Raw genomic sequence first — 23,564 nt, 5'->3', positions numbered from 1 at the left:
CTATTGTTGTGGCTGGTTTTTTCTGCAGCGCAGTGGTGTAATTTTTGGTATTGTCGCCTGCATAATGACATAACTTAAAAAACAGAGGGTAAAGTCTATGGCAAATGAAAATCCGCTTGCGGATATCGAACTGGGAGAAAATGTCAGCAAGCTGAGTAACTGGGTAGCCGATAACTCGGACCTGCTGATTCAGTACGGGGTGAACATCATCTCCGCGCTGCTGATCCTGTTCTTTGGTAACCTGGTGGTCAAAATGGTGGCCGGCAGTGTGGCTAAGGTGCTTAAAAAGCGCCAGATGGATAAAGCCGTCGTCGAATTTATTCATGGCATCGTCCGTTACACCCTGTTTGTGATCGTTCTGATCGCGGCTCTGAGCCGGGTTGGTGTACAGACTGCTTCAGTGGTCGCTGTAATCGGTGCCGCCGGCCTGGCTATCGGCCTGGCCCTGCAGGGATCGCTGTCTAACTTTGCCGCTGGTGTACTGATCGTGGCGTTCCGTCCGTTTAAGTCTGGTGACTATGTAGAGATCGGCGGTGTGGCCGGTTCGGTTGAGTCAATCCAGATCTTCCAGACTATCCTGACGACCCCGGATAACAAGATGGTGGTGGTACCCAACTCATCGGTGATCGGCAGCCCTATCACTAACTATTCCCGCCATGAAACCCGCCGTATCGACCACGTTATCGGTGTCTCTTACAACGCAGACCTGAAAAAGACCAAACAGGTTATCTCTGAAGTACTGGCAGCAGATGAGCGCATTCTGAAATCACCTGAGCCAACCATCGGTGTTGTGGCACTGGCGGACTCCTCCGTGAACTTTGTGGTACGCCCATGGGTGAAAACTTCAGACTACTGGAACGTATACTTTGACTCGCTGCAGGCGATCAAAGAGCGTCTGGATGCGGAAGGTATTGAAATCCCGTTCCCGCAAATGGATGTGCACCTGAACAAGGTCGATTAAGCTCTCCGGAGTTCTGAATCAAAAAAGCGCCGTTTCAGACGGCGCTTTTTTATACCTGGAGGATGCTGTTACAGCCAGATAACCGGGTTTGGCAGGCTGTCGAGAATGTCGGCCAGGCGGGCAGACTCAAAACCAAACGTGCTTTCCGGGTGACCCGGGGTATAGAGCAGCTGTGTATGCTCCTCATCCAGCAGCTTTTTATCTGCCAGCAGGATGACGGACTCATCCAGACCAAACGGACACAGGGCACCAGGGATGCAGCCGGTGGCGGCGGTCATCTCTTCATCGCTGCAGATGGAGACCCGTTTACCAAGCGTGGTTTTAATTGCTTTGCTGTCGAGCCGGCTGTCTTTGTCGGTCAGGTAGAGGGCAAAGCCGCCCCCTTTGATTTTCAGAAACAGGCTCTTGCTGTGGGTACCCGTCCAGCCAAGTTGCGCCGCCACCCTGATGTCGGTTTCGAAGTCGAGAATAGGTTCATGCTGCCAATGCTGATACGGCACATTGAGCCGCTCCAGCAGGGACTGGTTAAAACGAAACAGGCTTTCCAGAACATCACTCATAGCATGTATTGCACCCACAGCTCTTTGGCAAGGAAGAAGGCAATGGCGAACATCATTGTCGCGACTGCGATATCAATACCACGTTTAACGTTTGGCTTCGACAGGGTCGGTCCCAGTTTGGCCGCGCCAAGAGACAGACTGTAGAACCAGGCAAAAGAAGCCAGAATGGTGCCGATGGCAAACGCAATCCGGTCGTGGCCTTCAAACTGGCCGCCGATAGAGCCCAGGATCACCACCGTATCCAGATACAGGTGCGGGTTGAGTACCGTTACTGCCAGTGCACCCAGAATCACCGCACGTTTACCACGGGCGGTTACCTGGTTTTCAGATTCCGCTTCCCGGGCCGGTTTAAATGCGCTGCGCAGTGACAGCAGGCCATAGCCGGTCAGAAAGGCGATACCGCCCAGGGTTACCGCGGTCAGCAGTACTTCGTTTTGAGACAGCACCGCGCCGCCGCCAAATATACCCAGCGAGATAAAAAACATGTCCAGCAGGCTGCAGATGGTTGCCGTCGTCAGGTGATGATTACGCTTAATTCCCTGATTTAACACATACGCATTCTGGGCGCCGATTGGAATAATCATCGTCGCACCCAAACCAAAACCTTGTAACAGAACCCAGAAGTTCACGGCAATACCCTTACTAAAAAATGTGAGCAAAAAGAACAGGTCGCAAGGTTAACCGGGATAACGAAATAAATTAATCTAATAATTTTAATGTATCATAAGTTAAGCTTATGATGGTTCGTGGTTCGTGGTTCGTGGTTCGTGGTTCGTGGTTCGTGGTTCGTGGTTCGTGGTTCGTGGTTCGTGGTTCGTGGTTCGTGGTTCGTGGTTCGTGGTTCACGGGGAAAAACGGAAAATAAGCCGAAAGGAGAGGGGAATGAGAGGACTGGATTACCGCTGGATAGAGGCGCTGGATTGCGTGATTGATCTGAGAGGGTTTGAGCGGGCAGCAGAGCGGCTGTGCATCTCCCAGTCGGCGGTTTCGCAGCGGATAAAGCAGCTGGAGAAATGGCTGGCGCAGCCGGTGCTGGTGCGTGAGCAACCGCCGAGAGCGACCCTTGCCGGGCAGAAGCTGCTGGCCCTCTACCGCCGGGTCTGCCTGCTGGAGCAGGAGTTGCTGCCAGAGCTCAACCCGGATGATGAGCGGCCGCTGTCAGTGAGCCTGGCGACCAACGCCGACAGCCTGGCGACCTGGCTGCTGCCGAGCCTGAGTGAGCTGCTCAAACAGAAGCGGGTCGCGCTGAATCTGATGGTCGATGATGAAGGCCGGACGATTGAGAAGCTGCGCAGCGGAGAAGTAGTGGGCGCAATCAGCCTTGAATCCCAGCCCATGTCTGGCTGTGATGCCGATTATCTAGGCAGGGTGGATTACCTGTGTGTCGCCAGCCCTTCGTTCCGCGATCACTACTTTCCTGAGGGGGTAGACAGGGACTCTCTGCAAAAAGCCCCGGCGGTGGCATTTGACCAGTATGACAATATGCATGAGCGATTTGTCCACCAGCATTTTAACCTGCCTTATGGCAGCGTGCTGAAACACACGGTGCGCAGCTCGGAGGCGTTCGTTAAACTGGCGCTGGATGGTGTGGCTTACTGTCTGATCCCGCGTCAGCAAATCGAAGCTGAACTGGATCAGGGACTGCTGATCGATGTTACCCCGGGATTCTTTCTGTCACACCGAATGTACTGGCACCACTGGCAGCTTGAGAGCGGGGTGCTGAAAGAGATCTCTCAGTCGATCATCAGCCATGCCCGTGCTCATTTGCCTCAGTAAAAGTTCTGTCAATTATCAGCCCCGGTGCCGCACAATTATTCGGCAGGGTCTAAGATAGGGGAAATTGGCTAAGGAGCTGAATGATGAAATTACCAGGTTTGGCTGCGCTTTTGCTCAGCGCAGTTTGCGTTTTTCCCGCCGGTGCTGCCGTACCGGAGTTTCCCCACCTGTCGACCACGGGCTACGGAGAAGTCACCGCGGTTCCCGATATCGCGGTGATCAACGTTGAAGTTGAAGAGACCATGCTGACCGCTGAGCAGGCCAAGCAGGCCGTGGATAAAGCGGTCGCAGCATTTGTTACCCGTCTGGGCTCTGAAGGTGTCAGCCGTGAAAGCATTGTCAGCACTAACCTTTACCTGTCTCCCCAGTACCACTATCCGAAAAGCGGCCAGGCGGAGCTGGTGGGTTACCGGGCGTCGCGCAGTGTCACGGTCACCATTGAAGACCTTGCCAACCTCAACAAGTATCTGGAAGGGGCTCTGGGTGACGGGATCAACATCATCAGCAATATCGAGCTGAAAGTGAAGAATCCGGAAGAGTATGTTCAGAAAGCCCGTCTGGCGGCGGTACAGGATGCAAGGCAGAAAGCAGAATCGCTGGCAAAAGGTTTCGATATGGAGCTCAACGGGGTATGGCAGATCGAATATCGCAACCGTACCCCGGGCCCGGTACTCAAGCGTGCTTCGCTGCAGGCTGAAGCCGTAGCAGACAGTTATCAGGATTCTCAGATCACTATTCGTGACCAGGTCAGCGTGACGTACAAGCTCAAAGACTGACCAGGCAGGGCAAGAAATAGCCAGGTCAGAATGTAAAGTCTGACCGGGATCTCATCTTTTGATAAATGACTTGTTATTTTATGTACTTATGTAAAGGCGCTTTTGATAATAAAGCGCCTTTTCTTTTGGGCTCATCCCCTGACTTTTCCATTTTCAGTTAAGACGTAAAATAATGAAAAACTTATCCTTAAAACTTAAGATCCTGCTGTCTGCCGCCCTGGCACTGACAGTGGTGATTACGCTGCTGTCCTGGCGCAGTTACAGTGCTCAGGAAGACATGCTGCTTGAAGAGAGTACCGAGCAGGTTCACCGCTTGGGTATGCAGAAAACCACCGCCATCAGTGACTGGCTGAAAGCCCGTAAATCGGTGATCCGCGGCCTGGCAGATAAAGCGGATTCAGAGCCGCTTGATGCGCTGCAGCAGGCGCAGGTATCCGGTGACTACCAGCTGACCTACTTCGGCGAAAGCAACGGTCAGATGCACGACTCTGATCCTTCCATCGACCGTACCGGCTATGATCCGCGTCAGCGCCCATGGTATAAGCAGGCGATGCAGCAGGGTTCACAGATCCTGACCAAGCCATACTTTGATGTGGCGTACAACGTGATGGTAGTGACCCTGGCCCAGCCAACACCAGGCGGTGTGGTGGGTGGTGACCTGTCGATTGCTTCGCTGGTAAAAGACGTGACTGAAATGACCCTGCCAGCGGATGGTTTTGCCCTGCTGGTGGACAAAGACGGTACTGTGATCGCTTATAAAGACACTGATAAAGCGATGAAACCGGCCCACGAGATTGATAACGATCTGACACCGGCGATGATCCAGAGCATGCTGGGCCGTCAGGAGCTGACTCCTATTCATTTTGAAGCAGCAAAGCGTGACAAGCTGACCTGGGCCGGCGCGATCCCGGATACCGACTGGCAACTGGTGCTTCTGCTGGATAAGCAGACCCTTGAAGCGCCCCTGACCTCCCTGCTGACCAGTCAGCTGATCATGGCACTGGTGGTGCTGGTGGTGAGCCTGGCAGCCATTTCCTGGCTGATCACCATGCTGCTTGGTCCGCTTGGCCGTGTATCGCAGGCACTGGCTAAGATCGCTGACGGCAGTGGTGACCTGACTCAGCGCATCGAAGTGACGGCTAAGGATGAAGTTGGCGAGCTGGCAGACAGCTTTAACCGCTTTGTCAGCAGCCAGCATCAGCTTATCTCGCATATCCGTAAACTGGCGGTTGAGCTGGATGGCGATGCTGAGCGCAGTCTGGTGACCAACGAGAGCGCGGTGAGTGAACTGCAGCGTCAGCAGCAGGAAGTAACCATGGTTGCGACTGCGGTGACTGAGATGGCGAGCGCCACTCAGGAGATCGCCAACAACGCTGAAAATACTGCGACCGCTGCCCAGCAGTCGGCGCAAAGCAGTGAAGACGGTAAAGCGCTGGTGAACCAGACCCGCAGTTCGATCAACAACCTGGCCAACGAAGTCGGTGAAGCGACCGTCGTGATTGAAGAGCTGAGCCAGCACGCTCAGTCCATCTCAGGGATCCTGTCTACCATTCAGGGCATCGCTGAGCAGACCAACCTGCTGGCGCTGAACGCCGCGATTGAAGCTGCCCGTGCCGGTGAGCAGGGCCGTGGCTTTGCGGTGGTAGCAGACGAAGTACGGGTGCTGAGCCACCGTACCCATGAGTCTACCCTTGAGATCCAGTCTACGATTGAGACCCTGCAGCAGACCACCACCAGCGCGGTGCAGCTGATGGAATCGAGTCAGGGGCTGGCAACCAACAGTGTTGAAGACGCCGATGCGGCGGTACGCGCACTGGAGGAGATCACCAATGCGATCGCTATGATCTCAGACATGGCAGGTCAGATCGCCACCGCAGCTGAAGAGCAGACCCAGGTGACCGATGAGATCACCCGTAATACCACAGAGATCAAGAGCGTCACCGATGACATCACCTCTGCAGCTGAGCGGGATCTTCAGCAGGCGCATGGCCTGAAGGGCCGGGCGAACGACCTGAATCAGCAGGTATCGACTTTTATCCTGTAACTGCATTTTCAGGGTTAAAGATATAAAAAGGGCAGCCTGTGTGGCTGCCCTTTGTTGTATTGTCCCGAATGAAGCTGCGTTTAGTGAAGGATACGGGCGCGGATGGTGCCTTCGATCTGCTTGAGTTTTTCCAGCGCTTCTTCAGAGCGGTCAGATTCCACGTCGATCACCACGTAACCCATTTCAGCGGTAGTCTGCAGATACTGACCGGCGATGTTGATCCCTTCATTGGCGAAGATGGTGTTGATCTGAGTCAGGATACCCGGGCGGTTGTGGTGAATGTGCAGCAGGCGCGAAGTATCGCGGTGCTCAGGCAGCGCCACCTCAGGGAAGTTAACGCTCGACAGGGTAGAGCCGTTGTCAGAGTACTTGATCAGCTTGCCGGCAACTTCCACACCGATGTTTTCCTGTGCTTCCTGGGTCGAGCCACCGATGTGTGGCGTCAGGATCACGTTGTCGTACTTCATCAGCGGAGACTCAAACGCATCCGCGTTGGTTTTCGGCTCAACCGGGAATACGTCCACCGCAGCACCAGCAATATGGCCCGACTCCAGCGCGTGACAGAGGGATGGGATGTCGACTACCGTACCGCGGGCGGCGTTGATAAATACCGCGCCAGGTTTCATGCGGGCAAATTCCGCTTCACCCATCATGTTTTTGGTTTCCGGGGTTTCCGGTACGTGCAGGGTGATCACATCACACTTGTTCAGCAGTTCGCTCATGGTGTGAACCTGGGTAGCGTTACCCAGCGACAGTTTGTTCTCTATGTCGTAGTAGTACACCCGCATACCGAGGTTTTCAGCGATGATACCCAGCTGGGTGCCGATATGGCCGTAGCCGATGATACCAAGGCGCTTACCACGCGCCTCGTAAGAGTTGTCTGCGCTCTTCTTCCAGATACCGCGGTGCGCCAGGGCGTTCTTTTCCGGAATACCGCGCAGCAGCAGCAGGATCTGACCCAGTACCAGCTCAGCCACACTGCGGGTGTTTGAGAACGGAGCGTTGAACACCGGGATACCGCGTTTGGCCGCCGCGCCGAGTTCCACCTGGTTGGTACCGATACAGAAACAGCCTACCGCCGCCAGCTTTTCTGCCGCCGCGAAGACCTCTTCGGTCAGGTTGGTGCGTGAACGGATACCGATAAAGTGACAGTCCCTGACCGCTTCGATCAGCTCATCACCGGACAGGGAGCCTTTGTGGTACTCGATATTGGTGTACCCGGCCGCCTGCAGAACTTCTACTGTTGAAGGGTGCAGCCCTTCCAGCAGCAGGATTTTAATTTTTTCTTTGTCCAGTGATACTTTGCTCATCGCTTATCATCCTTAACATAAAACAAGAGAAGCAATCTGCCGGTCCGGACGGTTAGCACGACGACTATCTGATTGTTCTTACTGGATAAGTTCCCTGAACTAATCGTCGCCCGGAGCGGAAGATAAGGTCAACGCTGAAGAGAGGTTTCCATGTGCGTTGTTCAATAAAGTATCAAAAAAAAACTGGGATGGGTAAGAAAATTACGGAATATTGAATAATTTTTCGTCTTAACCAATAAAAAACGGCGCCATCAGGCGCCGTTTGAAAGCAAATAACAGTTTCGTGAGCGAAACTTACCGGTGGATCACTCTTCGATCTTAGCGCCTTCCGGTGTACCTGTGATCACCACGTCAGCACCACGGTGAGCGAACAGACCAACGGTTACCACACCAGCGATGCCGTTGATTTTGTCTTCCAGTGCTTTTGCGTCGGTGATCTGCAGGCCGTGTACGTCCAGGATCACGTTACCGTTGTCTGTGATCACGCCTTCACGGTAGGCCGGGTCACCGCCCAGTTTCACCAGTTCACGGGCAACGTATGAGCGTGCCATCGGGATCACTTCTACCGGAAGCGGGAACTGGCCCAGTACGTCAACTGCTTTGGTGCCGTCAACGATACAGATAAATTTGTCTGCGATAGCTGCAACGATTTTCTCGCGGGTCAGTGCCGCGCCGCCGCCTTTGATCATGTCGCGGGTCGCGTTGATCTCGTCTGCGCCATCAACGTATACGTCCAGCTTAGCGACTTCGTTTGCATCAAAGACTTCAATGCCCAGGCCTTTCAGCTTCTCAGTTGAAGCTTCAGAGCTTGATACTGCACCTTTGATGTCGTCTTTGACTGAACCCAGCGCGTCGATGAAGTGATTAACGGTAGAACCGGTGCCCACGCCTACGATGCTGCCTTCTTCTACATATTTAAGCGCTGCCCAACCAGCGGCTTTTTTCATTTCATCTTGCGTCATGTCTGTCTCCTGAGGGTAAGTTGCGGCGCGATTATAGCCTGTTAATCAGGAGATTCCCATTGCCAGACTTTGCCCGGCGTCAAAATTTTATGCAAGGGTACGTCCCAGCTTTCACAAGGCAGGGCGGCCACTTGCTGGCAATCATGGGCGAGGCCAATGGCTTGTCCGTCCGGGCGTATTTGGCTCCAGCCCGCCAGGGTGCGGTCGTAATATCCGCCGCCCATTCCAAGGCGGTTTCCGGACGGGTCGAAGGCGACCAGCGGAGTCAGGATAAGGTCGATTTCCGCCAGTGGGATAACCTGATGAGATGCCAGTTTTGGCTCTGATATACCATAGCGGTTCTGCTGCATCGGGGAGTCCGGGGTATAGCGCAGAAACAGCAGATGGCCTTTGGAGAAAGGGTGCAAAACCGGCAGGACCACCCGGTGGCCAAGCTGCCACAGCTTTTCAATCAGTGGAGTGGTGCTGAGTTCGCCGTCATTGCTGAGATAGAGGGCGATGGTCAGCCGCTTTTGTGGCAGCAGCGCCTCTGCGTGGCGGACAATGTCAGTGGCGGCCTGCGCCTGCTGTTCATCGCTCAGTGCCCGCCGGGCATGACGCATCTGGCTGCGGATTTGCTGTCTTGATGTATGCAGGTCTGATTGCATGAAGAGGGTACCCCAGGGTGCCGTTGAGGATTGTGGCCCTTGAACCAGCTGGTTCAAGGCGGATCAGCAGTGATAACCGCAGGCTTCCCGGTACATGCCGGGCATGCTCAATAGTTATCAACAACTAACCCTTTGGTATTGCTTATCGGCTCAGGGACTTAAATCCGCTGACGCACACCCCAGGGTAAAACTGTTTCTACCGGCCCAGCTTGTCTAACGCACTTTCCAGCGCGCTGGTGAGCTTATCCATTCGCTCGCTGATCTGATGATTCTGGCCATCGGTTTGTCTTTTTGAAAGCTGCAGTTCATAACAGACGTTAAGCGCGGCGATCGTCAGAAGTTTCTCTGTATGAGTAACTTTAGTTTTTTCTGACATCTCCTTCAAGCGCGAATCCAGGTCTTTGGCCGCTGAGATCAGGGCCTGCTCTTCGCCTGCCGGGCAGTTAACCCGCGTCAGTTTTCCTAAGATTTCGACTTCGACCGCTTGAGTGCTCATGGAATAAACTCTTGTATCCTCGTAACGTCGGTAAGTAACAGCATTCACTACCGAGAGTGAGACTATAGAAAATGCCGTTTTAAGATTCAAGCTTTTCACTCACGCTTTGCTCAATTGTCAGGCAAGCCCGGCGGAAAAACGGCACTTTGCCCAATTGCTGAGCAGATTTGATTCCAGCTATACCGGCTAAGTGGTAGCATGAGAGCATCATTTTCAGAACAACGACTTATCATGAGCAAACTTACCCTGCCTGATTTTCAGGCGCTTGCCGGTCAGCTGCAACAGGCTCAGCTGGCAGTGACTCCGGCCGAACTGCACGGCCTTCTTACCGGAATGCTGAGCGGTGGCCTGGCGGCAGACGATACCCGCTGGCAGCTTCTGCTGGCCGATTACACCAACGATGGTATGTCATGGCCGGTGGCTGTGACGGAAACCGCAGGTCAGATGCTGAAAGTCACCGCAGACGAGCTGGGTAAACAGCATTTTGAACTGACCCTGCTGCTGGCCGATGAGCAGGCGGACCTGTTTGGTCTGGCTGATGGCGTATCTGAGTGGGTCAATCACTTTATCTCCGGCCTTGGTCTGGTGGATGCACAGCTGGATAAAGCGCCGGAAGACGTAAAAGAAGTTCTGGCCGATCTGGAAGAGATCGCCCGACTTGGCATCGATGAAGATGATGATCTGGAAGAGCAGGCGCAGCTGATGGAGCAGGTGATTGAGCACATTAAAGTGTGCGTGATGACGGTGCATCTGGAGCTGGGCGCGAAAGCCAGACCTCAGGATAAGCCGACCATTCATTAAGCGGTTAAGATTTATCAGGCACTCATCAGGAAGAGCATGAAGTCATACGATCTTGTCATTGCCGGCGGCGCGATGGCGGGGGCGACGCTGGCGCTGACCCTGGCGCAGGTTCGTCCCGGTTTATCACTCGCCGTTGTCGAAAGTTTTCAGCCGGAGAACAAGTCTCACCCGGGCTTTGATTCGCGCGCGATCGCGCTCAGCTACGGCAGTGTCCGGCTGCTTAAAAAGGCCGGCTTGTGGGAAGATATTGCCCCCGGCGCTACGGCAATAGAGCATATTCACGTTTCTGACCGTGGCCACGCCGGTATGGCGGAGCTGACGCCGGAGTCTGTGGGCGCGGATGCGCTGGGTTATGTGGTGGAACTGGCAGATATAGGCCGGGGATATCACCGCCGGCTGCAGCAGGCCGGAATTGATTACTACTGCCCGGACAGCGTAACGCAGCTGGTGCAGGAGCCGGAACGCGTCTGCCTGACCCTTGGCAGCGGTGAAGTCCTGAACGCCAGGCTGGTTGTAGCGGCAGATGGTGCGGACTCCCTCTGTTGTCGTGAGGCAGGGCTGACCCTGGCGGAGCACGATTTTGGTCAGGTGGCGGTGATTGCTAACGTGCGCTGCGAATCTCCTCATCATAACCGGGCTTTTGAACGCTTCACCCCTTCCGGGCCGGTGGCGCTGCTGCCGATGTCGGATCAGCGTATGTCGCTGGTATGGTGCGTCTCTCCTGACCGGGCCGGGCAGCTGCTGGCTATGGAAGATGGTGCATTTATCAATGAGCTGCAACAGGCTTTTGGCTGGCGACTCGGGCGCATTACCCAGAGTGGCAGCCGGGCCAGCTATCCGCTGCTGCTCAGATACCGCCCGGATGTAGCCGGGCACCGTATTGTGGCGGTGGGCAATGCCGCTCAGACCCTGCACCCGATCGCGGGGCAGGGCTTTAACCTGGGCATCCGTGATGTGATGAGCCTGTGCGATACCCTGGCAGAGTGCCAGGACGACTGCGGCAGCTATGCAGTGACCGCTGCATACCGTGACCGGCGTGAGCAGGACCGTAACCTGACCATGGGCATGACGTCCGGTCTGGTGACCCTGTTTTCCAGCCAGGATTTGTCGCTGGCCCTGCCGCGCAACCTTGGCCTGATGGCACTCGACAGCTGCCAGGGCCTGAAACTGCCTCTGATGCAACGCACGATGGGAATGGTAGAGCGATAAGATGATACAGAGCTTTGATGTAGTGATTATTGGCGGCGGTATGGTGGGGCTTGCCACCGCCGTTGCGCTGGGCCGCCAGGATCTGCGGGTAGCCGTGGTGGAACGTCAGCGTCCGGAGCCGGAGCTGGGTGAGCTGCCGGATATCCGGGTATCGGCGCTGAGCCGGGCCAGTGAGCAGATCCTGCGTAATCTGGACGCCTGGCACGGAATTGAACAGCGGCGCATGGCGCCATACCAGGCGATGGAAGTCTGGGAACAGGACAGTTTTGGCGGGATTGATTTCAGCGCAGAGCAGCTGTGTCAGCCTGACCTCGGCCATATCGTGGAAAACCGGGTGATCCAGCTGGCGCTGTGGGAGCAGGCTGAAAAGCTCGACAGCGTGACCCTGTTTGAGTCGCAACGCTGTCAGTCGCTCAATATCGGTGAGAGCGAAGCCTGGCTGATGCTGGAATCGGGAGCCGGTCTGACTGCCAAACTGGTGGTGGGAGCAGACGGAGCCAATTCATGGCTGCGTCAACAGGCCGATATTCCACTCACTCACCGCGACTACGGCCACAGCGCGATTGTGGCAAATGTTCGCTGTGAGCGGTCGCATCAGCAGACAGCAAGGCAGATCTTTACCCCACAGGGGCCGCTGGCCTTTTTGCCGCTGGGTGATCCTCACCTGTGTTCGATTGTCTGGTCGACAGACCCGCTCCGTGCGCAGCAGCTGGTCGATGCAGATGAAGAGGCCTTCAATAAGGCGCTGATGGTGGCCTTTGACGCCCGTCTTGGACGGGTGGAAGTGAAAGGTGAGCGTCAGGCGTTTCCGCTCAGAATGCGTTACGCGCGGGATTTTGCCGCTGAGCGTATTGCTCTGGCGGGGGATGCGGCCCATACCATTCACCCGCTGGCCGGGCAGGGGGTAAATCTTGGCCTGCTTGACGCCGCCTCACTGGCGCAGTGTGTGCTGGAGAAGTGGCACGCCGGGGAAGATATCGGCAGCCGGCGCAATCTGCGTGAATACGAGCGCTGGCGTAAGGCGGAAGCAGCGAAGATGATCGCTGCCATGCAGGCTTTCCGTGATCTGTTTGACGGGGATAACCCGCTTAAGAAACTGGTTCGTGGCGTGGGGCTGTCGCTGGCAGATAAACTGCCGGGCGCAAAACAACAGGTCATGCGCCGGGCGCTGGGCCTGGCCGGTGAGTTGCCTGAGCTGGCAAAACCGGAACCAGGAGCGCTCTGATAACGGGATAAAAAGAGGGCGGATGCATTGCATCCGCCCTCTTTTTTGAAATTTATTCCAGGTTGTCATTCCTGGTTGTTTAAGCTGCGTAGGCGAGCTTCAAACGGGTGATCTCTTTATTAATCTCTTTTACTGCTTTGAAATGACGCTGCTCTGCCTTGGCCGGCAACTTCAGTTTCCCGTTATCGAACTCGAATCCTCCGACTCCGTGAATGTAAATTCTTCCCTTAAAAAGCCTGCTGACGTGCTTGGCAATCATGTTAGGTGTGTAGCGCTTAAACAGTCTCATACCTTAAATCCTTTTTTCTTTTTGCGGGACAGATTATAGGTAATCTGCCGTGACATTAGTGTGACTGGATTGGGGTAATGTGTAGTATTTTGTCTTGTATTTAGATATTTGTGCTGGGCACAACAAGTATGCGAAATAATCCCCTAAATCGTGTGACCAACTCCTCATTTAGCAGCTGCTAAAGTTCATTTCGTAACCAGCGCATAGTTATGGCCGATTGACGGTATGTATAAGCCTGGCACAAACGATTGCGTCTGTAACTGTTCTGCAATTAAAAAGTAAAAAAATGCCCGTTCAGAGACGGGCCAATAGTCACAGATGTATTACACAAAAAGTGGATTCAAAAGTCCTTCTTTGCCACCGGCCGCAAAGCAGCTGGCAAAGCCGGACTTTCGCCGCCAGACGGTACCCTGTCCGGCAGCTCCGTATTCAACTTACCCTAAAAACATACCAGTGACTATTTATTCATAGATATTACATATAAATTTATCTGGACGGGCCGGGTAATTTGACCGGGATCGAATTTATAAGATGGTCTGTGATGAAAGCTGGAAATAAAGTGTGACCGGAGTCACGTTGAGGGCGCGAACTACGGGAGTGGTTGTTCCGCTTTTCCCGTCTCCCGCCTGTGTCTGGTGCGTTATTCTCTGACGATATCGGCGATGACCGGCTGGCACAACCTGATCAGATCGTCGCAGCTCAGGGCGATGCCCGCCATATTGTGGCCGCTGCTGATGGTGATTTCGGGCTCGCTGAGCAACCGGGTGTCAAAGTAGACCGGCATCGGGGTAGCCAGCAGCAAGGGCGTGACGCAGCCCGGCTGATAACCGGTGATATCGGTCAGCTCGGTCTGGGTCAGGCAGGTCATGCGCCTGCTCTGGCGCAGGGCGCGGACTTTTTTCGGGTCAGCCTGAAGGTGTCCGGGTACGCAGGCCAGCGCGTAGTTGCCATCCATATCCCGCAGACCGATGGATTTAACCATTTGGGCCGGGCGAATACCGCGCTGCTGCGCGGCATCTTCGATACTGGTGGCCGGAGTGGTATGGGGCAGGAGGCGGTGTGCGATGCCCTGTTCACTCAGGTACGCGGCGACACGCGAGTCCGGGTTACTCATCATCCAGACCGTATGGCAGTGGCTCAATGTGCCAGATATGCTCCGGCTGGTCTGCCAGGCGAAGCTGAGTCCCCTCTTCCAGATCGTTTGGCAGGATGATAAGGCCACAACCCTGGTTATCACTGAAGGTAAACCGGGCCAGCAGGCTGCCTGCACTGCGCCAGTTATCGCCCACGGCACGCTCAATGGCGGTGTCTTCGCTCAGCGGTGCGTCCAGCGGACCGGAGACTTTAAACAGGGCACGCTTGTTCATACCACGGTATTTGGCACGGGCGACAGTCTCCTGGCCGGTGTAACAGCCTTTGCTGAAGCTGACCCCGCCAATGGCCTGCAGGTTGAACGCCTGCGGGATATGCTGCGCCTGGCTGGCAGCGTCCGCCCGCGGCAGGGCATCCCGGATATCGAGCAGGTCCCACAGTGACTCATCCGTCAGCGCAGTGTTGCCGGCGTCGAGCGCCTGTGCAAATGCGTCGTCTTCGGTCAGCAGCAGCCAGCGCTGGTCTGCGACTTTTACCGCGGTGCCGAACTCACTGCTTGCCACATCAGCAGAGGTATCAAACCACTGTGACAGCCATTCCTGCGCCTGTTCACCGGCCACGCCGTACAGCGCCGCTTCTGCCTGTTCAATATCGACTTTGGAAAATACCGCGTATTTCTTCAGCTCGCGCAGGGCGACTTCAGTAGCGCTGGCATGCTGCACCATGGCATAGCGGTCACCGTGGTGAAACAGGCGGAACACGTTCCAGACTTTGCCTTTGGCGTCACAGTGTGCGCCCAGGGTGGACTGGTGTGGCTCAAGGGATACCACGTCACAGGTCACCTGACCCTGCAGGTAAGATTTACGGTCATCACCGCTTAGAGTGATCGCTGACCAGCTCTTGAGCGGACAGACCGCAAGAGACGGAAGGCGGGCGTCTGACGCCAGTGAAAATGTTGGAGTGGCCTGTGAAGACATAGTCATAAACCTGAATTGTTTGGAATGGCTGGTATGTTAAACCCTGGTGAACAGTTTGTCAGCCCTGATGGCGGGCTGTTCCGGAGGTCCGGATGACCCGGCAAACACCCGATACCGGCGTGTGCCACAGAGTGTGACAGATCTGATAGCTGAGGGGAAAGTTGCCTGCTACACTGCCGCCATAATCATACCAGTCAGGATTGGTATAAAAATAAAACAAGAGGAAAAGAGATGTACTCAGCTGAAGAAAAAGCCCGCATCAAATGGGCCTGCCGCCGCGGTATGCTGGAGCTTGATGTGGTGATCATGCCGTTTTTTGAAGAGTGTTTTGACGGCCTGGCAGAGCAGGAGCAGCAGGACTTTGTTTCCCTGCTTCAGTGCGATGACCCGGACCTGTTTACCTGGGTGATGGGCCACGGCCGCAGTGAAAACCTGGGTCACGCCAAAATGGTGGACAAGATCGTTGCCCACAACCTCAGTAAGGTGCGCTAACCTCAGCCTTTCTGTTCATTTCTGTGCCCATCTCCTCAGCTTGTCCGGCTTTACACTGACGATTTGGGCGCTAGCCTGTTCATGGCTTCCGCTGGTTATCTCTTTATCAGCAGCTGCTACTTTGTTACCTGTGATATATCGTTCCCCGGACTGCCCGGATCCCCGTTTTCCGCTGCTGGTGTTCAGTGATGGAGTGCTTGAGTACCGCCACAGGCGTTTTGCGCTGTCCGGTGCGGTTACCCTGTTGGCCCCGGTTGTGGTACTGATCCGCTGCCACTGCGGGCGGGTGTTTGTGGTCTGGCGACGCAGCTGCAGTGAAAGCAGCTATCGTCTGCTGCTGTATATGCTGAGTAATAAAAAAGAGCGCCGCAGCGCTCTTTAAAGAGGTAATCACAGGGTTTACCAGTCACCCGGGGTCAGAATGGTCGGACCGCTGTCTTCGGCCATTTCCGGATAATCAAGAGTGTAGTGCAGGCCGCGGCTCTCTTTGCGCTGCATGGCACAGCGAACCATCAGCTCCGCCACCTGAAGCAGGTTACGCAGTTCCAGCAGGTTGTTGGATACCCGGAAGTGACTGTAGTACTCGTGGGTTTCCTGCTGCAGCAGCTGAATGCGGCGCAGTGCGCGTTCCAGGCGCTTGTCGGTACGTACTATGCCCATGTAGTCCCACATAAACAGGCGCAGTTCGTGCCAGTTGTGCTGGATAACCACCTCTTCATCTGAGCAGTTTACCTGGCTCTCATCCCAGGCAGGAAGAGCTGGTGGCATAGGTGCGTCATCGAGTTTTTTGATGATGTCTTTGGCGGCAGACCAGGCGTAGACCACGCACTCCAGCAGTGAGTTGGAAGCCATGCGGTTAGCGCCGTGCAGGCCGGTATAACTCACCTCACCAATTGCATACAGCTGATCAAGGTCGGTCTGGCCCTGCTGGCTGACCATGACACCACCACAGGTGTAGTGGGCCGCCGGTACCACAGGGATCGGCTCTTTGGTCATATCGATGCCAAGATCCAGCAGACGGGTCTGAATGGTCGGGAAGTGCTTGGCAATAAAGTCAGCCGGTTTGTGGCTGATATCGAGATACATGCAGTCCGCACCCAGACGCTTCATCTCAAAGTCGATGGCGCGGGCAACTACATCACGTGGGGCCAGTTCTTCGCGCTCGTCAAAGTCCGGCATAAAGCGGGTACCGTCCGGGCGCTTAAGGTGTGCGCCTTCGCCGCGCAGGGCTTCGGTCAGCAGGAAGTTACGTGCTTCCGGGTGGTAGAGACAGGTCGGGTGGAACTGGTTGAACTCCAGGTTCGCTACCCGGGCGCCTGCACGCCAGGCCATGGCGATGCCGTCACCGGAAGAAACATCCGGGTTCGAGGTGTACTGATACACTTTGGAAGCGCCACCGGTCGCCAGTACCACAAATTTGGCACGAACGGTTTCCACGTGCTCCTGGTTACGGCTCCAGACGTACGCACCGACCACACGTTTTTTATCGCCGCCAATGCGGTCTTCGGTGATCAGATCCAGCGCGTTGTAGCGTTCAAGAACTTTAATGTTCGGGTGGTTGTGAACGTTATCCTGCAGGGAGGTTTGCATCGCCATACCGGTGGCATCTGCTGCGTGCAGAATGCGGCGGTGGCTGTGGCCGCCTTCGCGGGTCAGGTGATAGCGGGGGTTGTCGTCATTGTCGTCGTCTTCGCGGTCGAAAGGCACCCCACCGTCGATCAGCCACTGCACACATTTGCGGGCGTTTTTGGCGATGAACTCTACCGTGTCCTGTTCACACAGCCCTGCACCGGCAATCTGAGTGTCTTCCACGTGGGATTCGATGCTGTCGGATTCATCGAAGACCGCGGCGATACCGCCCTGAGCGTAATAGGTCGCGCCTTCGTTGCGCGGGCCTTTACTCAGTACAATTACTTTTCCATAAGGAGCAACTCGCAGTGCCAGCGACAGACCGGCCGCGCCACTCCCAACCACTAATACATCACATTGATGTTCACGGTTTGCGTTCATATTAATTCAACATCCTGAATTGTTTTCGGGCGATTCCGATACCAATCCCGGAAACTCTCTGCATCAGAGTGAGTTTCTGACATGGGTATCGTTCGCACTGCCCAAGGTTAATAGCTCACCTGCTATTGGCGACCTTATTTTACATGGCAGACAAGAGGTTCGTCTTCCCTGGCGTATTAATTTATTGCGCCGCGGTGAGTTGTTACACTGCAGGGTGTGTCACATTGCTGGACAAATTTGGCAAAAAAAAGACAATGGACTGAACTTTCTTCGCCACACTGGGTCACAATAGTGCTCATGTAAGCGGTGGTGGTCAATACTACATTTAGTAAAATTAGTTTCATCCCTGTGACAGGCGAAGGCAAATAACTATAGGAGTAAACGCTCGAATGGGCGAGCAGTTAACTGATCAGGTATTGATAGAGCGTGTACAACGAGGGGATAAGCAGGCATTTAATTTACTGGTGATCAAATATCAGAATAAAGTTTGCAACCTTATTTCCCGTTATGTGAGCAATTCAGGTGATGTGCCGGATGTGGCCCAGGAAGCATTTATTAAAGCGTACCGGGCAATTCCGAACTTTCGTGGTGAAAGCGCATTTTATACCTGGCTGTATCGCATCGCGGTCAATACAGCAAAAAACCATTTAGTCGCACAGGGTCGTCGCCCGCCGGCAACGGATCTTGATGCGGAAGAAGCAGAATATTACGAATCTGGCAGTGCATTAAAAGAAATATCGAACCCTGAGAATTTAACGTTGTCCAAAGAACTGAAACACGTTGTATTCGAAGCGATAGAAGCCCTGCCCGATGATTTAAAAACGGCAATGACATTGCGAGAACTCGATGGCCTCAGCTACGAGGAGATCGCAGAGGTCATGGATTGCCCTGTTGGTACGGTACGTTCACGAATTTTCCGTGCCCGGGAAGCGGTTGAGAAGAAAATCAAACCGCTTATCGAGCGCTAAAACCAAATATGACAATGGTGAAAATAATGGCTGACAAAGAGCAACTTTCAGCACTCATGGATGGAGAAAGCATTGATCAGGCACTGATCAGTGATCTGGAATGCGATGCAGAAGGTCAGAAGTCTTGGCAGAATTATCATTTGATTGGCGATGTGATGCGCGGCGAAGCGCCTGCAAAACCGGAATGGGATATTGCCTCCGGTGTGATGGCGGCGCTGGAAAGCGAGCCTGCGCATAAACCTGTGGTGACTCCGGCAACGGAAACACAGCCAACACCGGCACAGGCCCGGCGCACTATGCCAGCCTGGCTGTCGCAGATTGGTCAGGTCGCTATGGCTGCGTGTGTGTCACTGGCGGTGATTGTTGGTGTGCAGCAGTATGGTGCGGTAGACGAAACCGGCCAGCCGCAGGGTGATATTCCTGTTCTGCAGACCATGCCTATTGCCGGCAGCGCAGAGCCTGTAAGCCTGACAGCGGACAAAATCTCTTCGTCAGAAGCGCAACTGATGGAGCAGCGCCGTCGCGTGAACGCCCTGCTTCAGGATTACAATCTGCAGCTGCGTCTTAACAGTAACCAGGCCGCACCAGAGCAATCAGGCCTGCAGGAAGAACCGGTAACCGAATGAAGAAAACTCTGATCAGTGCACTGGCACTGTTCAGTTTGATCAGTAACCCAGCCTCGGCAGAGTCCGTCTCTGCCGAGGCTTTGTTGCATCAAATGAACCAGGCCAGTGAACAACTTAACTACGAACTCTCTTATATCCTGATCAAAAAGAACAGCATTGAGCCGCTGGTGTATCGCCATGCCAGTAAAGAAGATCAGCAGTACGCCCATCTGGTGTACCTGAGCGGCCCGAGCCGCGAAGTGATCCGTCGCGGTGATGAAGTCAGCTATATCGAGCCGGGTGTGGATCCGTTCACCATCGAGTCGGGTGAAATGGTTGCGCCGCTGATCCCTATGTTGCGCAGCGATGTGGAGCAGCTTAAAGACTACTATGACTTTGTTCTGCTGGGTCGCGCCCGTGAAGCGGGCACGCCGTGTCAGGTGATCCGGGTGGTGCCGAAAGATGGCCAGCGTTACTCCTACGTGGTGTGGATTGATGAGCGCAGCAGCCTGCCGATGCGTGCCGATCTGGTGGATCGTGACGGCGAAGTACTGGAGCAGTACCGTACTATCTCTTACGCGGTGAATGAAAAGATCTTTGATCTTCTCTCCGGCCTGAAAGAGATCACCCTGCCGGAAGTGCTGTCATTGCCGGAAAGCGAAAAGCAGTCCACAGACTGGAAAGTCAGCTGGAAGCCGGAAGGTTTTACTGCCAATCACGTTAACCGCTACCGTATGGCGGTAACTAACAAGGTAGTAGAGAGTCAGCTGTTCAGCGATGGTCTGTTCAGTTACTCGGTGTATGTCAGCGATAAAGACGATCTGTCACTGAAAGGTCAGCTGGTCCGTCAGGGGCGCCGTACCCTGCATTCGTATATTCAGGGCAACAAAGAGATCTCTGTGGTGGGTGACATTCCACCGGCTACTGCCAAGCGCATTGCCCAGTCGGTGGTGTTTGAGGCGCCTTCACAATGATGACCGCTCTGGCTGTTGTGCAGGAAGTTCAGCAGGGCCAAAACGGAAACCGCGTATTACTCAGTTGTGAGCAGCAGACCAGCTGCTCACACTGCTCGTCCCAGAAAAGCTGTGGTACCGGTGTGGTATCCAAAGCTATTGGTAACAAACAGCACAACTGGTGGCTCTCCACTGACAAGGCTCTGGAGCCAGGTCATGTAGTGGAGATCGGCCTGCCGGAAAAACAGCTGCTGACCTCGGCGGCGGTGGTCTATCTTATTCCGCTTTTCGGCCTGTTTGCCGGTGCGGCGCTGAGCCACCTGTGGCTGGGGCCGTTAATCGGGGGAGGAGAGGGATTTACAATTGTTTGCTCTTTTCTTTTTGCCCTTGCCGGCTTTGGCCTGGCGCGCTTTTGGGCACGCCGGATGGAGCACCAGTCACCCTCTCAGGTGAGCCTTATCCGGGTGCTGGGTGAACCTTTAGTGGTAAATGCCGCATTTGATGATAGCGACAAGGCGTGAAATTCGGTAGAATCGGCCAACTTGAACGAAATGTCGGCAAATTTCGGCGTTTCACCTGTCTACTATTTGCAAGAGTTTAGTCACACCAAGCTATGAAGCACATTCGTAATTTTTCGATTATCGCCCACATCGACCATGGTAAGTCGACCCTATCTGACCGTTTAATCCAAGTTTGTGGTGGATTGAGTGATCGTGAAATGGAAGCTCAGGTTCTTGATTCAATGGATCTGGAACGCGAGCGTGGCATCACCATTAAATCTCAGAGCGTGACTCTTGACTACACAGCCAAAGATGGTGAAACGTACCAGCTGAACTTCATCGACACCCCGGGACACGTTGACTTCGCGTACGAAGTATCGCGCTCTCTGGCTGCCTGTGAAGGTGCACTGCTGGTGGTTGACGCCGGTCAGGGTGTAGAAGCCCAGACTCTGGCGAACTGTTACACCGCGATTGAAATGGATCTGGAAGTTGTGCCGATCCTGAACAAGATCGACCTGCCGGCAGCAGATCCTGAGCGCGTTTCAGAAGAGATCGAAGAGATCGTCGGTATCGACGCGATGGAAGCGACCCGCTGTTCAGCCAAGACTGGCCTGGGCGTGGAAGACGTGCTGGAAAACATCGTTTCTGCGATCCCGGCACCGGAAGGTGACCCGGATGCACCGCTGCAGGCACTGATCATCGATTCCTGGTTCGATAACTACCTTGGCGTTGTTTCCCTGGTGCGTATCAAAAATGGCGTACTGAAGAAGAACGACAAGATCAAAGTCATGAGCACCGGCCAGGTGTGGGGCGTAGACCGTCTGGGTATCTTCACGCCTAAGCAGGTCGATACTGACCAGCTGAGCACCGGCGAAGTAGGCTGGGTAGTGTGTGGTATCAAAGACATTCTGGGTGCGCCGGTAGGTGATACCCTGACTCTGGCAAAACACGGCTGTGAAGAAGCCCTGCCAGGCTTTAAGAAAGTAAAACCTCAGGTTTACGCGGGTCTGTTCCCGGTATCGAGCGATGATTACGAGAACTTCCGTGACGCGCTGGGTAAACTGAGCCTGAACGATGCGTCTCTGTTCTACGAGCCGGAGAACTCGGCGGCACTGGGCTTTGGTTTCCGTTGTGGTTTCCTTGGCATGCTGCACATGGAAATCATCCAGGAGCGTCTGGAGCGTGAATACGATCTGGATCTTATCACCACCGCTCCAACGGTAGTGTATGAAGTTGAGAAGACTGACGGCACCCTGCTGTACGTTGACAGCCCGGCCAAACTGCCGGCCGTGAACGACATCGAAGAGATCCGTGAGCCAATCGCCCGCTGTAATATTCTGGTGCCATCTGAGTACCTGGGTAACGTGATCACTCTGTGTGTGGAAAAACGCGGTATTCAGGTTGATATGGTTTATCACGGTAACCAGGTTGCAGTGACTTACGATATTCCGATGGCAGAAGTGGTACTGGACTTCTTCGACCGTCTGAAATCGACCTCGCGCGGCTACGCGTCACTGGACTACAACTTCCAGCGCTTTGAAGCGTCTGACATGGTACGTGTAGACGTACTGCTGAACGGTGATAAAGTCGATGCACTGGCGATGATCACGCATAAAGGTCACTCTCAGACCCGTGGTCGTCAGCTGGTAGAGAAGATGAAAGAGTTCATCCCGCGTCAGATGTTTGATATCGCGATTCAGGCGGCGATCGGTAACCACATCATCGCCCGTTCGACAGTAAAACAGCTGCGTAAGAACGTAATCGCCAAGTGTTACGGCGGTGACGTCAGCCGTAAGAAGAAACTGCTGAAGAAGCAGAAAGAAGGTAAGAAACGCATGAAGCAGATCGGTAACGTTGAACTGCCTCAGGAAGCGTTCCTGGCCATTCTGCACGTCGGCAAAGAGTAACCGGTTTTCCGGAGTTACTCAGGACTGGAAACAAAAATACAGGGAAAGGGTAGGGAACTGCCCTTTCTTCTTTTGTAAGAAAGATCAAAAACGAAGGGATCGAAATGGCAAATACGTTTTCTCTCATTCTGGTGATTGTCACCCTGGTGACCGGTATTGTCTGGGCACTGGAAAAGTGGGTTTGGGCCAAACAGCGTCAGCAGAAGCTGGCGGGTATCGAGGCGCAAACCCAGGAAGGGCTGGATGCTTCAGCTCAGGCCAAAGTGCTGGCACAGCCATGGTGGATTGAAAACAGTGTCTCCATTTTCCCGGTGATCGCGCTGGTACTGATGCTGCGTTCTTTCGTTTATGAACCATTCCAGATCCCGTCCGGCTCTATGATGCCAACTCTGCTGATTGGCGACTTTATCCTGGTGGAGAAGTACGCTTACGGCCTGAAAGACCCGGTATGGCGCACTCAGCTGGTGGAAACCGGCAAACCTGAGCGCGGTGATATCGTGGTCTTCAAATACCCGGTGAACCCAAACATCGACTACATTAAGCGTGTTGTGGGCCTGCCGGGTGATACGGTTTACTACTCAGAAGACAAGCAGCTGTGTGTGCAGCGTAAAGGCGAGAGCAGCTGCAGTCTGGTGCCGACCAGCAATGTTCGTGAGAGCGATTTTGTTCAGGGACGCATCTCTCTGATCCAGATGGAAGAGAAACTGGGTGAAGTAAACCACGAAATTTTGATCCATCCGCTGGTGCGTAACCCGGTAGAGCGTTTCAGACCGCGTCCGGGCGTCGCTGAGTGGGTGGTTCCTGAAGGTCAGTACTTTGTTATGGGTGATAACCGTGACAACAGTGAAGACAGCCGTTTCTGGGGCTTTGTCCCGGAAGGCAACCTGGTAGGCAAAGCGGTCGGTATTTGGATCAGCTTTGAATTTGAACGTGGACAGGACAGCATTCTGCCATCCTGGATCCCGACTGGTGTGCGCCTGAGCCGCATCGGTGGAATTGACTAA

25 protein-coding genes and 1 other RNA gene are annotated in these 23,564 nt (G+C 54.5%); 15 read left to right on the top strand and 11 right to left on the bottom strand.

Annotated elements, in window-relative coordinates; genetic code table 11:
* Positions 1 to 97 precede the first annotated feature (97 nt).
* A complete protein-coding gene (mscS, locus tag ACVB80_RS15720) occupies positions 98 to 961 on the top strand; it encodes a small-conductance mechanosensitive channel MscS (RefSeq protein ID WP_481082228.1) in 864 nt (287 codons plus the stop codon).
* Positions 962 to 1,029: 68 nt separating this feature from the next.
* On the opposite strand, the gene ACVB80_RS15715 is transcribed toward mscS, so the two are convergent.
* The gene (locus tag ACVB80_RS15715) at positions 1,030 to 1,521 is read right to left on the bottom strand and encodes a YbaK/EbsC family protein (RefSeq protein WP_481082227.1); all 492 of its coding nucleotides are present in this window, start codon (positions 1,519 to 1,521) and stop codon (positions 1,030 to 1,032) included.
* Complete coding sequence (locus ACVB80_RS15710; RefSeq protein ID WP_481082226.1) at positions 1,518 to 2,150, bottom strand: LysE/ArgO family amino acid transporter; 633 nt, start codon at positions 2,148 to 2,150, stop codon at positions 1,518 to 1,520. The genes ACVB80_RS15715 and ACVB80_RS15710 overlap by 4 nt, the downstream gene beginning before the upstream one ends.
* A gap of 253 nt (positions 2,151 to 2,403) precedes the next feature.
* On the opposite strand from ACVB80_RS15710, the gene ACVB80_RS15705 reads away from it, so the two are divergent.
* From ACVB80_RS15705 to ACVB80_RS15695, 3 genes are all read left to right on the top strand, one after another.
* Positions 2,404 to 3,297 (top strand): LysR family transcriptional regulator ArgP, encoded by an 894-nt coding sequence (locus ACVB80_RS15705; RefSeq protein ID WP_481082225.1) that lies wholly within the window; start codon positions 2,404 to 2,406, stop codon positions 3,295 to 3,297.
* A gap of 83 nt (positions 3,298 to 3,380) precedes the next feature.
* Positions 3,381 to 4,073 (top strand): oxidative stress defense protein, encoded by a 693-nt coding sequence (locus tag ACVB80_RS15700; RefSeq protein WP_481082273.1) that lies wholly within the window; start codon positions 3,381 to 3,383, stop codon positions 4,071 to 4,073.
* 172 nt (positions 4,074 to 4,245) lie between these two features.
* The gene (locus ACVB80_RS15695) at positions 4,246 to 6,117 is read left to right on the top strand and encodes a methyl-accepting chemotaxis protein (RefSeq protein ID WP_481082224.1); all 1,872 of its coding nucleotides are present in this window, start codon (positions 4,246 to 4,248) and stop codon (positions 6,115 to 6,117) included.
* 80 nt (positions 6,118 to 6,197) lie between these two features.
* Here the strand turns inward: ACVB80_RS15695 and serA are convergent, their stop codons facing one another.
* The 5 genes from serA to zapA form a co-directional block, all read right to left on the bottom strand.
* On the bottom strand, positions 6,198 to 7,427 hold the full coding sequence (serA, locus tag ACVB80_RS15690) for a phosphoglycerate dehydrogenase (RefSeq protein ID WP_481082223.1): 1,230 nt from the start codon (positions 7,425 to 7,427) through the stop codon (positions 6,198 to 6,200).
* A 305-nt stretch (positions 7,428 to 7,732) separates the two neighbouring features.
* Positions 7,733 to 8,389 carry a ribose-5-phosphate isomerase RpiA gene (gene rpiA, locus ACVB80_RS15685; protein ID WP_481082222.1) on the bottom strand — a complete coding sequence of 219 codons (657 nt, stop codon included), beginning with the start codon at positions 8,387 to 8,389 and terminating at the stop codon, positions 7,733 to 7,735.
* A 41-nt stretch (positions 8,390 to 8,430) separates the two neighbouring features.
* The gene (locus ACVB80_RS15680; protein WP_481082272.1) at positions 8,431 to 9,024 is read right to left on the bottom strand and encodes a 5-formyltetrahydrofolate cyclo-ligase; all 594 of its coding nucleotides are present in this window, start codon (positions 9,022 to 9,024) and stop codon (positions 8,431 to 8,433) included.
* Positions 9,025 to 9,041: 17 nt separating this feature from the next.
* A non-coding RNA gene (gene ssrS, locus ACVB80_RS15675) (6S RNA) lies at positions 9,042 to 9,225 on the bottom strand.
* A gap of 7 nt (positions 9,226 to 9,232) precedes the next feature.
* A complete protein-coding gene (gene zapA / locus ACVB80_RS15670; RefSeq protein ID WP_481082221.1) occupies positions 9,233 to 9,532 on the bottom strand; it encodes a cell division protein ZapA in 300 nt (99 codons plus the stop codon).
* A gap of 231 nt (positions 9,533 to 9,763) precedes the next feature.
* Between zapA and ACVB80_RS15665 the strand changes: the two genes are divergently transcribed.
* The 3 genes from ACVB80_RS15665 to ACVB80_RS15655 are packed head-to-tail and all read left to right on the top strand — an operon-like array spanning position 9,764 to position 12,767.
* On the top strand, positions 9,764 to 10,333 hold the full coding sequence (locus tag ACVB80_RS15665; protein WP_481082220.1) for a YecA/YgfB family protein: 570 nt from the start codon (positions 9,764 to 9,766) through the stop codon (positions 10,331 to 10,333).
* Positions 10,334 to 10,369: 36 nt separating this feature from the next.
* Positions 10,370 to 11,542, top strand: coding sequence for a 2-octaprenyl-6-methoxyphenyl hydroxylase (gene ubiH, locus ACVB80_RS15660; protein ID WP_481082219.1), 1,173 nt, complete (start codon positions 10,370 to 10,372; stop codon positions 11,540 to 11,542).
* A 1-nt stretch (position 11,543) separates the two neighbouring features.
* Entirely contained in the window at positions 11,544 to 12,767 is a 1,224-nt protein-coding gene (locus ACVB80_RS15655; protein ID WP_481082218.1) for an FAD-dependent 2-octaprenylphenol hydroxylase, read from the top strand.
* Positions 12,768 to 12,846: 79 nt separating this feature from the next.
* On the opposite strand, the gene ACVB80_RS15650 is transcribed toward ACVB80_RS15655, so the two are convergent.
* The 3 genes from ACVB80_RS15650 to ygfZ form a co-directional block, all read right to left on the bottom strand.
* On the bottom strand, positions 12,847 to 13,056 hold the full coding sequence (locus ACVB80_RS15650; RefSeq protein ID WP_481082217.1) for a DUF1107 domain-containing protein: 210 nt from the start codon (positions 13,054 to 13,056) through the stop codon (positions 12,847 to 12,849).
* A 640-nt stretch (positions 13,057 to 13,696) separates the two neighbouring features.
* A complete protein-coding gene (locus ACVB80_RS15645; protein ID WP_481082216.1) occupies positions 13,697 to 14,170 on the bottom strand; it encodes an aminoacyl-tRNA deacylase in 474 nt (157 codons plus the stop codon).
* On the bottom strand, positions 14,163 to 15,125 hold the full coding sequence (ygfZ, locus tag ACVB80_RS15640) for a tRNA-modifying protein YgfZ (protein ID WP_481082215.1): 963 nt from the start codon (positions 15,123 to 15,125) through the stop codon (positions 14,163 to 14,165). Before ygfZ ends, ACVB80_RS15645 begins: the two co-directional genes overlap by 8 nt.
* A 231-nt stretch (positions 15,126 to 15,356) precedes the next feature.
* Between ygfZ and ACVB80_RS15635 the strand changes: the two genes are divergently transcribed.
* Positions 15,357 to 15,617, top strand: coding sequence for an FAD assembly factor SdhE (locus ACVB80_RS15635; protein WP_481082214.1), 261 nt, complete (start codon positions 15,357 to 15,359; stop codon positions 15,615 to 15,617).
* Positions 15,618 to 15,738: 121 nt separating this feature from the next.
* Entirely contained in the window at positions 15,739 to 15,999 is a 261-nt protein-coding gene (locus ACVB80_RS15630; protein ID WP_481082213.1) for a hypothetical protein, read from the top strand.
* A gap of 17 nt (positions 16,000 to 16,016) precedes the next feature.
* Here ACVB80_RS15630 and nadB read toward each other — a convergent pair whose 3' ends face one another.
* Complete coding sequence (gene nadB, locus ACVB80_RS15625) at positions 16,017 to 17,627, bottom strand: L-aspartate oxidase (RefSeq protein ID WP_481082212.1); 1,611 nt, start codon at positions 17,625 to 17,627, stop codon at positions 16,017 to 16,019.
* A gap of 389 nt (positions 17,628 to 18,016) precedes the next feature.
* Between nadB and rpoE the strand changes: the two genes are divergently transcribed.
* From rpoE to lepB, 6 genes are all read left to right on the top strand, one after another.
* Positions 18,017 to 18,595 (top strand): RNA polymerase sigma factor RpoE, encoded by a 579-nt coding sequence (rpoE, locus tag ACVB80_RS15620; RefSeq protein WP_481082211.1) that lies wholly within the window; start codon positions 18,017 to 18,019, stop codon positions 18,593 to 18,595.
* Positions 18,596 to 18,621: 26 nt separating this feature from the next.
* Entirely contained in the window at positions 18,622 to 19,221 is a 600-nt protein-coding gene (locus ACVB80_RS15615) for an RseA family anti-sigma factor (RefSeq protein ID WP_481082210.1), read from the top strand.
* Positions 19,218 to 20,174: a sigma-E factor regulatory protein RseB gene (gene rseB, locus ACVB80_RS15610; RefSeq protein WP_481082209.1), complete on the top strand. Its 957-nt coding sequence runs from the start codon at positions 19,218 to 19,220 to the stop codon at positions 20,172 to 20,174. The genes ACVB80_RS15615 and rseB overlap by 4 nt, the downstream gene beginning before the upstream one ends.
* A complete protein-coding gene (locus ACVB80_RS15605; RefSeq protein ID WP_481082208.1) occupies positions 20,171 to 20,674 on the top strand; it encodes a SoxR reducing system RseC family protein in 504 nt (167 codons plus the stop codon). Before rseB ends, ACVB80_RS15605 begins: the two co-directional genes overlap by 4 nt.
* Before the next feature lie 92 nt (positions 20,675 to 20,766).
* Positions 20,767 to 22,560, top strand: a complete 1,794-nt coding sequence (gene lepA / locus ACVB80_RS15600; protein ID WP_481082207.1) for a translation elongation factor 4 — start codon at positions 20,767 to 20,769, stop codon at positions 22,558 to 22,560.
* Between the two features lie 104 nt (positions 22,561 to 22,664).
* Positions 22,665 to 23,564: a signal peptidase I gene (gene lepB, locus ACVB80_RS15595; RefSeq protein ID WP_481082206.1), complete on the top strand. Its 900-nt coding sequence runs from the start codon at positions 22,665 to 22,667 to the stop codon at positions 23,562 to 23,564.

This window comes from Vibrio sp. 9-16B-A1, from assembly GCF_056726165.1.
The sequence above is the reverse complement of the archived record's forward strand: the minus strand, read 5'-3'. Positions and strand labels throughout refer to the sequence as shown.